This is a genomic window from Curtobacterium sp. MCPF17_002, from assembly GCF_003234115.2.
In the GTDB taxonomy this organism is placed as follows: Bacteria; Actinomycetota; Actinomycetes; order Actinomycetales; family Microbacteriaceae; genus Curtobacterium.
Genome location: NZ_CP126251.1, coordinates 2,108,171 through 2,123,539, shown reverse-complemented (window position 1 = coordinate 2,123,539; position 15,369 = coordinate 2,108,171). Strand labels below are relative to the sequence as shown.

Below are 15,369 nucleotides of genomic sequence, written 5' to 3'. Positions count from 1 at the left end.
AAAGCGCAATACCCTGAGTTCGTGCAGCAAGCAGGCGAAGCAGGAACCGACCTGCGCTCGATCATCAGCGCCCGGGCGGCGCAGGACGACGGGCGTGGCTACCTCGAGGACGCGCGCAGTGGCCGCGTCCTCACCTACCGTGCGCTCGACGACGCGGTGACCGCGTGGGCGGCCACGTTCGACGCGATCGGCGTCGCCCCGTCCGGTGCGGTCCTCGTCGACCTCGGCGACCCGCTCTCGTTCGCCGTCGTGCACCTCGCCGCGATCGCGTCCGGTCGACGAGCCGTCCCCGTCGACACCGGACAGCCGACCACCGAGCCGGGCCGGCTCGCCGACCTGCTCGGCGGTGCCTCCATCGTGGTGTCGGACCGTGCCGTGGACGCGACCATCCCCGGAGCGCCCGCGAGCGGGATCGACGCGGCCACGTTCCTCCCGGCCGGCGTCCGTGACGGTGACCTGCCGTCGGAGAGCCCGGACGCACCGGGCGAAGGGTCCGTGGTGCTCTTCACCTCCGGGTCGACCGGCACGCCGAAGGGCGTCGAGCTGCCGGAGTCGCAGCTGCTCTTCGTCGCCCGTGCCGTCGCGCGGCACAACGCCCTGACGCCGGAGGACCGCGGCTTCAACTCGCTGCCGCTCTTCCACGTGAACGCCGAGGTCGTCGGACTGCTGGCGACCCTCGTCGCCGGCGCGACCCTCGTGCTCGACCGCCGCTTCAGCCGGACCGGGTTCTGGGAGCTGCTGGCCGAACGCCGCATCACCTGGCTGAACGCCGTGCCCGCGATCCTGGCCGTCCTCGCGAAGACCGGTCCGCTCGACTTCCCGCCGGGGCTCCGGTTCGTCCGGAGTGCCTCGGCGCCGCTGCCCGACCCGGTCCGCGCCGCGCTCGGCGACGTGCCGCTCGTGGTGAGCTGGGGGATGACCGAGGGTGCCTCGCAGATCACCGCGACGCCGCTCGGTGCGCCCGCACGCGTCGGCACGGTCGGTGTCCCCGTCGGCTCCGAGGTGCAGGTCCGCGGTGAGGACGGCTCCGTCCTGCCCGCCGGCGAGGTCGGCGCACTGTGGGTGCGCGGCGACGGCATCGTGCACAGCTACCTCTTCGGCCGCGCCTCCGAACGCTTCGACGCCGACGGCTGGCTCAGCACCGGCGACGTCGGTTCCGTGTCCGAGGACGGCTGGGTGTCGCTCGCCGGCCGCTCCGACGACGTCATCAACCGTGGCGGCGAGAAGGTCTACCCGTCCGAGGTCGAGGACGTCCTGCTCGGCGACGACCGGGTGCTCGAAGCCGTCGTGGTCGGCCGCCCGCACGACGTCCTCGGCGCCGTGCCGATCGCGTACGTCATCGCGCAGCCGACCGAACCGGGCGAGACGATCGACGCCGACGCACTCGTCTCCGACCTCACTGCGCGCGCCGAGGCCCGGCTCACCCGCTTCCGCCGACCGGTCGAGATCGTCGTCGTCCCCGACCTGCCCCGCGCGCCCACCGGGAAGGTCCAGCGGGCGAAGGTGCGCACCATGGCGGAGCACGCGTGAGCACGAGCACGGCCGCCGGCGAGCAGACGCCGACCCGCACGGCTGCCGGGAAGCCCCGGCACCTGTACGAGGTCGACGTCCTCCGCATCCTCACGTTCGCGTGCGTCATCGGCGTGCACACCACGAGCCACACCGTCGCCACGGACGACGTCCCGCTCAACGCGCTGCTCGGGCTGCTGCACTTCACGCGCCTGGTGTTCTTCTCACTGACCGCGTTCGTCCTCGTCTACAGCTACACGCTCCGGCCCCGCCCGATGGCGCAGTTCTGGCCGAAGCGCTTCCTGCTCGTCGGGGTGCCGTACCTGGCGTGGTCCTTCGTCTACGTCCTGTCGTCGTGGCTCCTCGACAGCACCCGCCGCGGTGACGTGCCCGACCTCGTCCGCACCTTCGCCGAAGGCGTCGTCACCGGGACCTCGTGGTACCACCTCTACTTCCTGCTCGTCACGATGCAGGTGTACCTGCTGCTGCCGGTCATCACGTGGCTCGTCCGGAAGACGCGTCGGCACCACGTGACGCTCCTGGTCGTGACGCTCGTCGTGCAGCTCGTGGTGTTCGCCGGCTACAAGTACTACCCCGCGAGCGACGCGTGGCTGCAGGGGTACCAGAAGCAGTTCTTCTTCTCGTACGTGTTCTTCATCGTGTCCGGAGCGGTCGCGGCCGACCACGCGGACGGGTTCCTCCGCTTCATCCGGGTGCACCGCGCCGCCGTCCTGTGGGGCTTCGCCGGCGTCGGCGTGCTCACCCTCGGCGTGTGGGCACTGCAGGTCGGCCTCGGCCAGTCGCTGTACGCCGCCGGCACGCCCCTGCAACCCGACCAGGTGATCTGGAGCAGCGCGGTCTTCGTCGGCTTCCTCGCTATCGGGGCCCGGTGGGCGGACCGTCGTCGCCCGGGGAGCCCCCTCGCCCGCTTCATCGACTACGGCTCGGACCGCTCGTTCGGCATCTTCCTGAGCCACCCGTTCATGATCTGGATCCTGCTGTACGGCGACAGCTGGCTCGAGCAGGTCGTGCCGAAGCCGTGGCTCACGCTCGTGACGTACGTGCTCGTGCTCGGCCTGTCCGTCGCGGCGACGGAGCTCTTCCGCTGGACCCCGCTGAGCGTGCCGCTCACCGGTCGGCCGTCGCTCGCCTCGCGCGGGCAGCGTGAGGCGCGTGCGCGGAAGCGTGCGTCTGCCGCGCCGGTGCCGCAGCGGTCGCCGGAACCGGTGGAGCCGGACGACGCGCTGGTCGGCGAGACGGACGACGTGGGGCGGCGCGCCGGGCGTTGAGGCCGTGTGCGCACGGTGCGAGGGGCGCACGGTGCGTGGGCCGCCGTCCGGTGCGAGGTTCCGTTGGTGGTGCGGGGGTGGTGGCCGCGCACGGAGCACGCAACCTCGCACCAGGTGGCGGGGTGCGCACGGTGCGCGTGCCGGGTCGCGGGTTCTGGACGGCTGGGGTGGCGGACGGGAGGCGCGGGGCGGTCTGGCACCGTGCCTCCAGTCCGCACGGTGCGTGCCTCGCACCGTGCGAGGGGCGTCGTGCGGTGCGAGGTTCCGTTCGTGGTGCGGGGGTTGTGGCCGCGCACGGAGCACGCAACCTCGCACCAGGTGGCGGGGTGCGCACGGTGCGCGCGCCGGGTCACGCGTTCTGGACGGCCGGGGTGGCGGACGGGAGGCGCGGGGCGGCCTGGCACCGTGCCTTCAGTCCGCCCGGTGCGTGCCTCGCACGGTGCGAGGGGCGTCGTCCGGTGCGGGGTTCCGTTCGTGGTGCGGGGGGTGTGGCCGCGCACGGAGCACGCAACCTCGCACCAGGTGACGGCGTGCGCACGGTGCGCGCGCCGGGCCACGCGCACGAACGGCCCGCCCCAGGAGGGGCGGGCCGTTCGCAGTCGGACCGCTCAGGCGGGCTGCTGCTCCGCCTTCGGCGTGCCGATCTCGAGGACGCCGTTCGTCATCGTGAGCCGTTTCGGCTTCATGAACCACGCGACCACCGCGGCGGCGCCGAGCAGGACGCAGGAGAGCGCGAACGGGATCTGCCAGCCGGTCGTGTCGATCAGGACACCGAAGACGATCGGCGAGACGACCCCGGCGATGCCGAACCCGGTGTTCATGAAGCCGGACGCGGTGCCGGACCACTGCGGGGCGACGTCCATCGGGATCGCCCAGAGGTTGGCGTTGCAGAGCTCCAGGAAGAAGAACGACAGCGCGAGCGAGATCGTCGCGACGACGAGTCCCTGGCCGATGACGAGGGGGATGAGGCACACGAGCGAGCCGCCGAGACCGATGACGAGGATGATCCGCCGGGCGTTGCGGGTGTTCCCGCCGCGGTGGATGAGCCGGTCGCTGAGCATGCCGCCCACGGTGTCGCCGACGACGCCTGCGAGCAGGACCAGCGTCGTGAAGAGCGCGAACTGGCTGATCGGCAGGCCGTAGGTCGAGCTGAGGAAGGTCGGGATCCAGGTGAGGAACACCCACAGGACCCAGCCGTAGCCGAAGTCGACGAACGTGACCGGCAGGATCTGGCGCGCGAGCGTGCGCCAGGGCACGGGCGGGCGCGTCGCACGGGTCTCGACCGGCGGGAGCTCGGCGAGCTCGACCTGCTTGATGCCGGCGGTGTCCTCGGGCTTGTCGCGGAACCAGACGAACCAGACGATCGCCCACGCGATGGAGAGCACGGCGGTCGCGAAGAACGCCCAGCGCCAGCTGCCGGTCGCGCCGATGACCCACGCGACCAGGAGCGGTGCGAGGGCGTTGCCGAGGCGTGCCGCCGAGTGCACGACGCCCTGGGCGAAGCCGTTCCGGTCCCGCGGGATCCAGCGGCTCATCGCCTGCGTGGCCGCCGGGAACGCCGCCGCCTCGCTGAGGCCGAGGAGCGCCCGCGCCGCGAACAGGGTCCAGAAGCCGACCGAGAACCCCGTCCAGAGGGTGGCCACGCCCCAGACGACCGTGATGACGAACAACGCCTTCCGCGGACCGAACTTCTCCGCGATGGTGCCGCCGAAGACCTGGAGCAGGGCGTACGGGAGCGCGAAGGCCGAGACGATGAGTCCCGCCGTGGTCTCGTTGAAGCCGAAGTCCTCGGTGATGTGCGGGAGCGCGGTGGAGATGTTGGTGCGGTCGATGTACGAGATCGCGTACATGAAGCACAGCAGGATGAGCACCCGGCCGCGGATGCGTCCGCGGATCGGGGTGCCCTTCGTGGGTGCGGCGGGGGTCGCCGTCGTCATGGGGCCTCTTCGGGGAGTGAGAACGATTCGGTTTGCTGAACGGATCGGAGGCTATTCCGGGTCGCTATCAGGCGACTTGGAAGCAGCTTGCCGTGGACGATACGCCGAGGGCGAGCAGAGGGCTGCTGTGTCAGGGGTCCCGGCTACCGTTGAGGACATGGCAGTGTCAATCGAGCCCACCCGGGCTGTCCGGCCGTTCGAGGTCATCAGCGAGTACTCGCCGAGCGGTGACCAGCCCGCGGCGATCGCCGAACTCGCGGGCCGGATCAACGCCGGTGAGACCGACGTCGTGCTGCTCGGTGCCACCGGTACGGGCAAGTCGGCGACCACGGCATGGCTCATCGAGCAGGTGCAGCGCCCGACGCTCGTGCTCGCGCACAACAAGACCCTCGCGGCGCAGCTCGCGAACGAGTTCCGCAGTCTGCTGCCGGAGAACGCCGTCGAGTACTTCGTCTCCTACTACGACTACTACCAGCCCGAGGCGTACGTCCCGCAGACGGACACCTTCATCGAGAAGGACTCCTCGGTCAACGCCGAGGTCGAGCGGCTCCGGCACTCCACGACGAACTCGCTGCTCAGTCGGCGCGACGTCGTCGTCGTCTCGACGGTGTCCTGCATCTACGGCCTCGGGACGCCGGAGCAGTACATGAACGCTTCGGTGGCGCTGCACGTCGGGCAGACGATCACCCGCGACCAGCTCGTCCGCAAGTTCGTCGCGATGCAGTACCAGCGCAACGACGTCGACTTCGCACGTGGCACCTTCCGGGTCCGTGGCGACACCCTCGAGATCATCCCGATGTACGAGGAGCACGCGATCCGCATCGAGATGTTCGGTGACGAGGTCGAGGCGCTGTCGTCACTGCACCCGCTGACCGGCAACGTCATCGAGGACCTGCCCGCGGTGTCGATCTTCCCCGCCTCGCACTACGTCGCCGACACCGACGTCATGCACCGCGCCATCGGGACGATCAAGGAAGAGCTCGCCGAGCGCCTCGCCGAGCTCGAGGGCCAGGGCAAGCTGCTCGAGGCCCAGCGCCTCCGCATGCGCACCACGTTCGACATCGAGATGATGGAGCAGATCGGCTTCTGCTCGGGCATCGAGAACTACTCGCGGCACATGGACGGTCGTGTCGCGGGCGAGGCGCCGCACTGCCTCATCGACTACTTCCCGGACGACTTCCTCATCGTCATCGACGAGTCGCACGTCACGGTGCCGCAGATCGGTGCGATGTACGAGGGTGACGCGTCGCGCAAGCGCACCCTGGTCGAGCACGGCTTCCGCCTGCCGAGCGCGCTCGACAACCGCCCGCTGACGTTCGCGGAGTTCCTCGACCGCGTCGGGCAGAAGGTCTACCTGTCGGCGACCCCCGGCCGGTACGAGCTCGGTGTCACGGACAGCGTCGTCGAGCAGATCATCCGTCCGACCGGCCTCGTCGACCCGGAGATCGTCGTGAAGCCGAGCGACGGCCAGATCGACGACCTGCTCGAGGAGATCAAGCAGCGCGTCGACAAGAACGAACGCGTGCTCGTGACGACCCTGACGAAGCGCATGGCTGAGGAGCTCACCGACTTCCTCGGCAACGCCGGCGTGCGGGTGCGCTACCTGCACTCCGACGTCGACACCCTCAAGCGGGTCGAACTGCTCACGGAGCTCCGCCAGGGCGTCTACGACGTGCTGGTCGGCATCAACCTGCTGCGCGAGGGCCTCGACCTGCCGGAGGTCTCGCTCGTCGCGATCCTCGACGCCGACAAGGAGGGCTTCCTCCGTTCGTCGACGTCGCTCATCCAGACGATCGGTCGTGCCGCCCGCAACGTGTCGGGCCAGGTGCTCATGTACGCCGACAAGATGACCGACTCGATGAAGACCGCGATCGAGGAGACCGACCGTCGTCGCGAGAAGCAGGTCGCGTACAACACCGAGCGCGGCATCGACCCGCAGCCGCTCCGCAAGAAGATCGCCGACATCACGGAGATCCTCGCGCGGGAGAGCGACGACACGAAGGCGCTCCTCGAGGGACGCCCCGGGGCCGACGGCCGTCGCTCGCCGACGCCGAACCTCAAGCGCGGCGGCATCGCGGGCGAGGGAGCGACCCAGCTCGAGGCCACCATCGGGGACCTCAACGACCAGATGCTGCAGGCCGCAGCGGAGCTGAAGTTCGAGCTCGCGGCCCGGCTGCGCGACGAGGTGCAGGACCTCAAGAAGGCGCTCCGGCAGATGGAGTCCGCCGGGCATGTCCGCTGACGCCGGGGCCGGGGCCGGGGCCGAGGGCGGTGCCGGTGTCCGTCGGACCGTCGTCCTCACGGGGGCGAGTGCTGGTCTCGGGTACCACGCGGCCGAGCAGCTCGCGGCGGCCGGCCACCGCGTCGTGCTCGCCACGCGTGACACCACCCGGGCCGCGGCGGCCGAGCGCAGCATCCGCCGGTCCGTGCACGACGCCGACCTTGCCTTCCTGCACCTCGACCTGGCCGACCTCGACAGCGTGCGGACGGCGGCGGACGAACTCGCGCAGCTCGAACCCGACGGTGTCGACGCGATCGTCAACAACGCCGGTGTGGTGGGGGCGGCTGAGCAGCGGACAACCCGCCAGGGGACCGAGCTGCAGATCGGCACGAACCACCTCGGCCACTTCGCGTGGACCGCGCTGACCCTGCCCGTGCTCGAACAGCGGGCCGGACGGGTCGTGCACCTCGGGTCGATCGCGCACCGGTGGGCACGGCTGGACCGGAGCGACCCCCTCGGTGCGGGGCGCTACTCCAGCCACCGGCAGTACGGCCGGAGCAAGCTCGCCGTGATGCTCTTCGGCTTCGAGCTCGCCGAACGCCTCGCCGATGCCGGGTCGCCGGTGTCGAGCGTCGTCGCGCACCCCGGTCTCTCGCTCGACATGCTCGGACCCGAGCGGCCGGACATCGCCCCCTCGCGCTCCGAGCCCGCCTGGACCCGAGCAGGGCAGCGGCTGTACGCCCAGGGGAAGGACGCCGGTGCCGAGCCGCTCGTGCACGCCGCGGTCGCCCCCGGTGTCCGGTCGGGGGAGTACTGGGGCCCGTCGGGGTGGATGCAGCTGCGGGGCCGCGCGGCGGTCGTCCGTGCTGAGCCGAGGGCGCACGACCGGACCGAGGCCGCCCGGCTCTGGACCGCCAGCGAGCGGGCCTCCGGGGTCGCGTTCGCTCTCGACGCACTCGTCTGACCGTCCATCGCAGGCGAATGTCGGTGCCGCTTCGTAGAATCGACGACGATGACCATCACCTCTGACCGCGGAACCTCGACGTCGGGCCGGAACGCCTTCGGTGAGCCCGCAGACCTCCACATCCCCGGCGGCACGGCACCGCACAGCACCTCCACGCTCAGCGTGCGCGGCGCCCGTGTGCACAACCTCCGGGACGTCGATCTCGAGATCCCGCGCGACTCGCTCGTCGTGTTCACCGGCCTGTCCGGCTCGGGCAAGTCCTCGCTGGCGTTCGACACGATCTTCGCCGAGGGGCAGCGCCGCTACGTCGAGTCGCTCTCCGCGTACGCGCGCCAGTTCCTCGGGCAGGTCGACCGTCCGGACGTCGACTTCATCGAGGGGCTGTCGCCCGCGGTGTCGATCGACCAGAAGTCGACGAACCGGAACCCGCGCTCGACCGTCGGCACCATCACCGAGGTCTACGACTACATGCGCCTGCTCTGGGCGCGCATCGGTGTGCCGCACTGCCCCGTCTGCGGCGAGGTGATCAGCAAGCAGAGCGTGCAGCAGATCGCGGACCAGCTCATGGAGTTCGAGTCGGGCACGCGCTTCCAGGTGCTCGCGCCGGTGATCTCGAAGAAGAAGGGCGAGTTCGTCGACCTCTTCCAGGAACTCGCGGCGTCCGGCTACGCCCGCGCGATCGTCGACGGGGAGCGCATCCAGCTCAGCGACCCGCCGAAGCTGAAGAAGCAGGTCAAGCACGACATCTCGGTGATCGTGGACCGCCTGGTGGCGAACGACGACATCCTCGGCCGCCTCACCGACTCGCTCGAGACGGCACTGCGCCTGACCGACGGCACGGTCGCGATCGACCTCGTCGACGCCGAGGGCCCCGGCGCCGTCCGGGTCTACTCCGAGAACCTCTCCTGCCCGAACAACCACCCGCTGGCGCTGACCGAGATCGAGCCCCGCACGTTCTCGTTCAACGCGCCGTTCGGTGCCTGCCCGGAGTGCTCGGGTCTCGGCACACGCATGTCCGTCGACCCGGACCTCGTGCTCGGTGACCCCGAGGCGTCCCTCCGCAACGGCGTGCTGCTGCCGTGGACGGGCACGAGCGGCCTGTACTCGTACTTCGAGAAGCTGCTGGCCGGGCTCGGGAAGGACCTCGGGTTCGACCTGGACACCCCGTGGAGCCGGCTCGACCCGTCGGTGCAGGCGGCGATCCTCACCGGCAAGGACTTCCAGGTGTCGGTGTCCTGGCGCAACCGGTTCGGCCGTGAGATGCGGTACACGAGCGGGTTCGAGGGCGTCATGCCCTACATCGAGCGCAAGTTCGCCGAGGCCGAGTCGGACTCGCAGCGGCAGCGCTTCCAGGGCTACCTGCGCGAGGTCCCGTGCCCGGTGTGCGACGGCACGCGTCTGAAGCCCGAGGTCCTCGGGGTCACGGTCGCCGACCGCAGCATCGCCGATGTCACGAACCTCTCGCTCGACGACGCCTACGCCTTCATGGACACCCTCTCCTTGACGGACCGCGAAGCGCACATCGCCGCGGCCGTCCTGCGCGAGATCCGGGCGCGTCTCGAGTTCCTGCTCGAGGTCGGCCTCAACTACCTGACGCTCGCGCGCGGTGCTGGCGGCCTCTCCGGTGGCGAGGCGCAGCGCATCCGCCTGGCGACCCAGATCGGTTCCGGGCTGACCGGCGTGCTGTACGTCCTCGACGAGCCGAGCATCGGCCTGCACCAGCGCGACAACCGCCGGCTCATCGACACCCTGGTGAAGCTCAAGGACCTCGGCAACACGCTCATCGTCGTCGAGCACGACGAGGACACGATCCGCACGGCGGACTGGGTGGTCGACATCGGCCCCGGTGCCGGTGTCAACGGCGGCAACGTCGTGCACTCCGGTTCGTACGAGGGCATCATCGAGAACCGTGCATCGATCACCGGCGACTACCTCGCGGGCCGTCGGGCGATCGAGGTCCCCGCCGAGCGCCGGAAGGTGAACCTCAAGCGCACGATCAGCGTGCAGGGCGCCCGCGCGAACAACCTCAAGTCGATCGACGCGGACTTCCCGCTCGGTGTCTTCACGGCGGTCACCGGCGTGAGCGGATCGGGCAAGTCGACGCTCGTCAACGACATCCTCTACAAGGTGCTCGCCAACCAGCTCAACGGTGCGCGGCACATTGCCGGCAAGCACACCCGCGTCAAGGGGCTCGACCAGCTCGACAAGGTCGTGCACGTCGACCAGGCGCCGATCGGCCGCACGCCGCGGTCGAACCCGGCGACCTACACGGGCGTGTTCGACCGCATCCGTCAGCTCTTCGCCGAGACCACCGAGGCGAAGGCCCGTGGCTACCAGCCCGGCCGCTTCAGCTTCAACGTCAAGGGCGGCCGGTGCGAGAACTGCTCGGGTGACGGCACGATCAAGATCGAGATGAACTTCCTCCCCGACGTCTACGTCGCGTGCGAGGTCTGTGGCGGTGCGCGGTACAACCGCGAGACGCTGCAGGTGCACTACAAGGGCAAGAACATCTCCGAGGTCCTCGACATGCCGATCAGCGAAGCGGCCGAGTTCTTCGAGCCGATCTCCGCGATCCACCGGTACATGGCGACCCTGGTCGACGTGGGCCTCGGCTACGTCCGGCTCGGACAGAGCGCGACGACCCTCTCCGGCGGCGAGGCGCAGCGCGTCAAGCTCGCGACCGAGCTGCAGCGTCGGTCGAACGGCCGCACCGTGTACGTGCTCGACGAGCCGACGACGGGGCTCCACTTCGAGGACGTCCGCAAGCTGCTCCTCGTGCTGCAGAGCCTCGTCGACAAGGGCAACACGGTCATCACGATCGAGCACAACCTCGACGTCATCAAGTCGGCCGACTGGCTCATCGACATGGGACCGGAGGGCGGTTCCGGCGGCGGCACGATCCTCGCGACGGGCACCCCGGAGCACGTGGCGAACGTCCCCGAGAGCCACACGGGTGTCTTCCTCAAGGAGATCTTCGACGCGCAGGACGCCCGGGTCGGCAAGGAGCAGGCCGTCGGTGCCCGCAAGGTGACGTCCGGCAAGCAGGCGAAGCAGTCGACCGGCAAGCAGAAGGCGGGTGCTCGGTAGGTGGCGGACACCGTCTCGTGGCGACCGAAGGCGGGGGAGATCCCGACCGACCCCGGCGTCTACCGGTGGCGTGACGAGGCCGGGCGGGTGCTCTACGTCGGCAAGGCGAAGAACCTCCGCGCACGGCTGAGCAACTACTTCGCCCCGCTGCCGACGCTGCACGAGCGCACCCGGCGGATGGTCCTGACGGCACGAAGCGTCGAGTGGACCACCGTCGGCTCGGAGATCGAGGCGCTGCAGCTCGAGTACACGTGGATCAAGGAGTTCGATCCGCCGTTCAACGTCAAGTTCCGCGACGACAAGTCGTACCCGTACATGGCGATCACCCTGGGCGAGGAATCCCCCCGGGTGATGGTCACGCGGAACCGGAAGATCAAGGGAGCGAAGTACTTCGGTCCGTACCCGAAGATCTGGGCGGTGCACGACACCATCGACCTGATGATCAAGGTGTTCCCGATCCGCACCTGTTCCGACTCGTCGTACAAGAAGGCGATGCAGACGGGCAAGCCGTGCTTCCCGGGGCAGATCGGCAAGTGCGGTGGCCCGTGCTCGCAGAAGGTCACGATCGCCGAGCACCGTGCCCTGGTCGAGGAGTTCGTCCGGTTCATGGCGAGCTACGACCGCCGGGTGATCACACAGCTCAAGCAGCGGATGGCGGCCTCCGCCGACGCGATGCAGTACGAGCGGGCGGCGAAGTACCGCGACCAGGTCGGCGCGCTCGAAGCGGTGCTGGAGAAGTCCGCCGTGGTGCTCCGCGACTCCGTCGACCTCGACCTGTTCGGCATCGCCGAGGACGAGCTCGCCGCCGCCGTGCAGCTGTTCTCCGTGCGCGGCGGTCGCATCCGCGGTGTCCGCGGTTGGGTGGTCGACAAGGAGCTCGACATCTCGACGGGCGACCTCGTCGAGCAGATCGTCCAGGGCCAGTACGCGACGACGGAGGAACCCCCGCGCGAGGTCGTCGTGCCGGAACTCCCCGAGGACGCCGAGGCGCTGCAGCAGTGGCTCAGCGAGCGTCGGGGCGGCCGCGGCACGAAGCTCAGCACCGCGCAGCGCGGGGACCGGGCCGGGCTCGCCCGCACCGCCGCGCAGAACGCGGCGCAGGCGCTGATGCTCTACAAGACGAAGCGCTCGGCCGACTACACCACCCGCTCGGCAGCACTGGCCGACATCCAGGACGCCCTCGGCATGACCGAGGCTCCGTTGCGGATGGAGTGCTACGACATCTCGCACCTGCAGGGCACGAACGTCGTCGCGTCGATGGTCGTCTTCGAGGACGGCCTGCCCCGCAAGGACCAGTACCGCCGGTACACGATCGCCGAGACCACCGACGACACCGACAGCATGTACCAGGTGCTCTCGCGGCGCCTGGCGCGCCTCGACGAGGACGCCACGGCTCCGGACGTCCCCGACGTCACGAGCGACGAGGTCGTCGAGGGCTCGAAGCCGACGAAGCGCTTCGCGTACCGCCCACAGCTGCTCATCGTCGACGGTGGGCAGCCCCAGGTGCAGGCGGCGAAGCGTGCGATGGACGAGGCCGGGGTGCACGACATCGCGCTCGTCGGCATCGCCAAGCGGCTCGAGGAGCTCTGGCTGCCGGACGACGACTTCCCGGTGATCCTGCCCCGCAACTCCGAGGCGCTGTTCCTCATCCAGCGGATCCGCGACGAGGCGCACCGGTTCGCCATCACGCACCAGCGGACCCGTCGGAAGCGCGACGTGCGCTCCCAGCTGTCCGAGATCCCCGGACTCGGCCCGACGCGGGTGAGCGCGCTGCTCAAGCACTTCGGGTCGGTCGCACGGTTGCGCGAGGCGACGGCGGAGGCCATCGGCGAGGTGCCCGGCGTCGGGCCCGCGACCGCGGCCGCGGTGGTCACGAAACTCGCCCAGACGCCCCTGAGCGCACCCGCAGGGCCGACTCCGGCCAGCCCGCAGGACCAGCCCGACGACGCGCCGCAGGACCAGCCCGACGACGCCCCGCAGGACCAGCCCGACGCCCTTCAGGACACCACCCTGCAGGACACCACCCTGCTGGACACCACCCTGCAGGACACCGCCCTGCAGGGTGCCGGGGCGATCCCTGGAGGCGCGGTGCGGCTCCCACAGGTGACCCCGGACGGGCCGCAGCTCCCGTCGTGACGGAACCCGTGCCTCCCGTCCGCCCCTGGGCGATACCCTTGTCCCGCAACCGAGACTGTCCCGCAGCCGAGACCTCCCCCGGGCGACGCGCCCGGGCCGCCACGACGGAGCCCACTCCCAGATGACCGACGGTGCCCGATGAACGACAGCCCGATGGACGACGGCCCGATGAACGACGGCCCGAAGAACGATCGCGACCAGGCATCGACCCGATCGCCGCAGCAGCACGACATCCTCATCGTCACCGGCATGTCCGGCGCCGGACGCTCGACCGTCGGCAAGGCGCTGGAGGACCTCGGGTGGTACGTCGTCGACAACCTGCCGACCCAGATGCTCGCGCCGCTCACCGAGCTCGCCGACCGCGCGGGGGAGAAGATCCCGAAGATCGCGACCGTCGTCGACGTCCGCGGTGGCCGGTTCTTCACGAACCCGGAGCAGGCGGTCGAGCAGGTCCGCTCGACGACGTCGGCCCGGGTCCGCGTGCTCTTCCTCGAGGCGACCGACGCCGTCCTCGTCCGACGGTTCGAACAGGTCCGCCGACCGCACCCGCTGCAGGGCGAGGACACGCTGCTCGACGGCATCGCCCGAGAGCGTGCCCGGCTGTCCGCGCTCCGCGAGGCCTCGGACCTCGTGATCGACACCTCGGACCTCAACATCCACCAGCTCGCGAACGCCGTCACCGAGCGCTTCGCCGACGACCACTTCGTGGGGGTCCAGGTGACGCTGATGAGCTTCGGGTTCAAGTACGGGCTGCCCGCCGATGCCGACATGGTGGCGGATGTCCGGTTCCTCCCGAACCCGTACTGGGTGCCGGAACTCCGCCCGCACACGGGGCTCGACCGGCCCGTCTCGGACTACGTTCTCGCACAGCCGGGGGCCCGTCCGTTCGTGGACCGCTACGCCTCCGTGCTCGAGCCGGTGTTCGAGGGGTACCAGCGCGAGAACAAAAGACACGCTACGATCGCCATCGGCTGTACCGGCGGGAAGCACCGCTCGGTCGCCATCGTCGCCGAGTTGGCGAACATCCTCCGCGGGATGCCAGGCGTCGCCGTGCGTGTGAAGAACCGAGATCTCGGCCGGGAGTGACCGTCCCTCCGGCCGCTCCACACGCCGTGCGCCGGGCACGCGGACCCCACCAGAAGAAACGTTAGGAATGATGCTGTGCCGTTGACTGCCGAGGTCAAGGACGAACTGGCCCGGGTCGTCGTGAACCGCAACACGGTCCGCGCCGCCGAACTCGCGACCATCCTGCGGTTCGCTGGCGGCCTGCACGTCATCTCGGGCCGGATCGCGGTCGAGGTCGAACTCGACACCCGGATCATCGTGCACCGTGTGCGCAAGGACCTCGCCGAGCTGTACGGCGTGCGGAGCGAGGCGTCGGTGGGGTCGTCCGCGTCCGCCCGTCGTGGCACCCGGTACCTGGTGCGTGTGCTCGAGGCGGGGGAGACCCTCGCCCGGCAGACCGGCCTCATGGACGCCCGTCGCCGTCCGGTCCGCGGGCTGCCGAACCGCCTCACCACGGGCAACCGCGAGGACCTCGCTGCGATCTGGCGCGGTGCGTTCCTCGCCTCCGGCACGCTGACCGATCCCGGTCGTGCCGCCGCGCTCGAGGTCACCTGCCCCGGCAACGAGGCCGCGATGGCGCTCGTCGGTGCCGCGTCGCGTCTCGGCGTCGCCGCGAAGGGCCGCGAGGTCCGTGGGGTGCACCGGGTCGTCATCCGCGACGGCGAGGCCATCGGCCAGATGCTCACCGTGATGGGTGCCGCCCGCACCACCGCCGACTGGGAGGAGATGCGCCAGCGCCGCGAGGTCCGTGCCACCGCCAACCGCTTGGTGAACTTCGACGACGCGAACCTCCGTCGCTCCGCGCAGGCCGCGGTCGCCGCGTGCGCGCGGGTCGAGCGTGCGCTCGAGATCCTCGGCGACGAGGTCCCCGACCACCTGCAGTACGCCGGCTCGCTCCGGCTGCAGCACCGTGATGCGTCGCTCGACGAGCTCGGCCAGCACGCCGAGCCGCCGATGACGAAGGACGCCATCGCCGGCCGCATCCGCCGCCTGCTCGCGATGGCGGACAAGCGCGCGTCGGACCTCGGGATCCCGGGCACCGAGGCGAGCGTCCCCGAGGAACTCGAGGGCGTCTGATCGCGGTCGGTCGACCCTTCTGACGGGAGGCGCGGTGCCAGCTGGCACCGCGCCTCCCGTCCGTCTGCGGTCGCGTCCAGAGCC

General features: G+C 70.4%; 9 protein-coding genes. 8 read left to right on the top strand and 1 reads right to left on the bottom strand.

Translation table 11 applies throughout. The features are described from left to right. The first annotated feature begins 21 nt into the window (after nucleotides 1–21). Nucleotides 22–1,530, top strand: a complete 1,509-nt coding sequence (locus DEJ28_RS09950; protein ID WP_181433622.1) for a class I adenylate-forming enzyme family protein — start codon at nucleotides 22–24, stop codon at nucleotides 1,528–1,530. Continuing rightward, the gene (locus DEJ28_RS09945; RefSeq protein ID WP_111114646.1) at nucleotides 1,527–2,798 is read left to right on the top strand and encodes an acyltransferase; all 1,272 of its coding nucleotides are present in this window, start codon (nucleotides 1,527–1,529) and stop codon (nucleotides 2,796–2,798) included. The genes DEJ28_RS09950 and DEJ28_RS09945 overlap by 4 nt, the downstream gene beginning before the upstream one ends. 608 nt (nucleotides 2,799–3,406) lie before the next feature. On the opposite strand, the gene DEJ28_RS09940 is transcribed toward DEJ28_RS09945, so the two are convergent. Further along, on the bottom strand, nucleotides 3,407–4,735 hold the full coding sequence (locus tag DEJ28_RS09940; protein ID WP_111114645.1) for an MFS transporter: 1,329 nt from the start codon (nucleotides 4,733–4,735) through the stop codon (nucleotides 3,407–3,409). A gap of 169 nt (nucleotides 4,736–4,904) precedes the next feature. On the opposite strand from DEJ28_RS09940, the gene uvrB reads away from it, so the two are divergent. The 6 genes from uvrB to whiA all read left to right on the top strand — a co-directional run bounded on the left by uvrB (nucleotide 4,905) and on the right by whiA (nucleotide 15,285). Beyond that, on the top strand, nucleotides 4,905–6,977 hold the full coding sequence (uvrB, locus tag DEJ28_RS09935) for an excinuclease ABC subunit UvrB (protein WP_111114757.1): 2,073 nt from the start codon (nucleotides 4,905–4,907) through the stop codon (nucleotides 6,975–6,977). Next, nucleotides 6,967–7,920 carry an SDR family NAD(P)-dependent oxidoreductase gene (locus DEJ28_RS09930; RefSeq protein ID WP_111114644.1) on the top strand — a complete coding sequence of 318 codons (954 nt, stop codon included), beginning with the start codon at nucleotides 6,967–6,969 and terminating at the stop codon, nucleotides 7,918–7,920. Before uvrB ends, DEJ28_RS09930 begins: the two co-directional genes overlap by 11 nt. Nucleotides 7,921–7,968: 48 nt before the next feature. Then, the gene (gene uvrA / locus DEJ28_RS09925; RefSeq protein WP_220034592.1) at nucleotides 7,969–11,007 is read left to right on the top strand and encodes an excinuclease ABC subunit UvrA; all 3,039 of its coding nucleotides are present in this window, start codon (nucleotides 7,969–7,971) and stop codon (nucleotides 11,005–11,007) included. Further along, a complete protein-coding gene (uvrC, locus tag DEJ28_RS09920; RefSeq protein WP_111114643.1) occupies nucleotides 11,008–13,143 on the top strand; it encodes an excinuclease ABC subunit UvrC in 2,136 nt (711 codons plus the stop codon). A 168-nt stretch (nucleotides 13,144–13,311) separates the two neighbouring features. Next, complete coding sequence (gene rapZ / locus DEJ28_RS09915; protein ID WP_111114755.1) at nucleotides 13,312–14,229, top strand: RNase adapter RapZ; 918 nt, start codon at nucleotides 13,312–13,314, stop codon at nucleotides 14,227–14,229. A 75-nt stretch (nucleotides 14,230–14,304) separates the two neighbouring features. Next, nucleotides 14,305–15,285 carry a DNA-binding protein WhiA gene (gene whiA / locus DEJ28_RS09910; protein WP_111114642.1) on the top strand — a complete coding sequence of 327 codons (981 nt, stop codon included), beginning with the start codon at nucleotides 14,305–14,307 and terminating at the stop codon, nucleotides 15,283–15,285. Nucleotides 15,286–15,369: the final 84 nt, after the last annotated feature.

Bases quoted from the DNA above. Each gene is read 5' to 3' on its own strand.
- DEJ28_RS09940 (WP_111114645.1), bottom strand. From the start codon at position 4,735: ATGACGACGGCGACCCCCGCCGCACCCACGAAGGGCACCCCGATCCGC.
- DEJ28_RS09930 (WP_111114644.1), top strand. From the start codon at position 6,967: ATGTCCGCTGACGCCGGGGCCGGGGCCGGGGCCGAGGGCGGTGCCGGT.
- uvrA (WP_220034592.1), top strand. From the start codon at position 7,969: ATGACCATCACCTCTGACCGCGGAACCTCGACGTCGGGCCGGAACGCC.
- rapZ (WP_111114755.1), top strand. From the start codon at position 13,312: ATGAACGACGGCCCGAAGAACGATCGCGACCAGGCATCGACCCGATCG.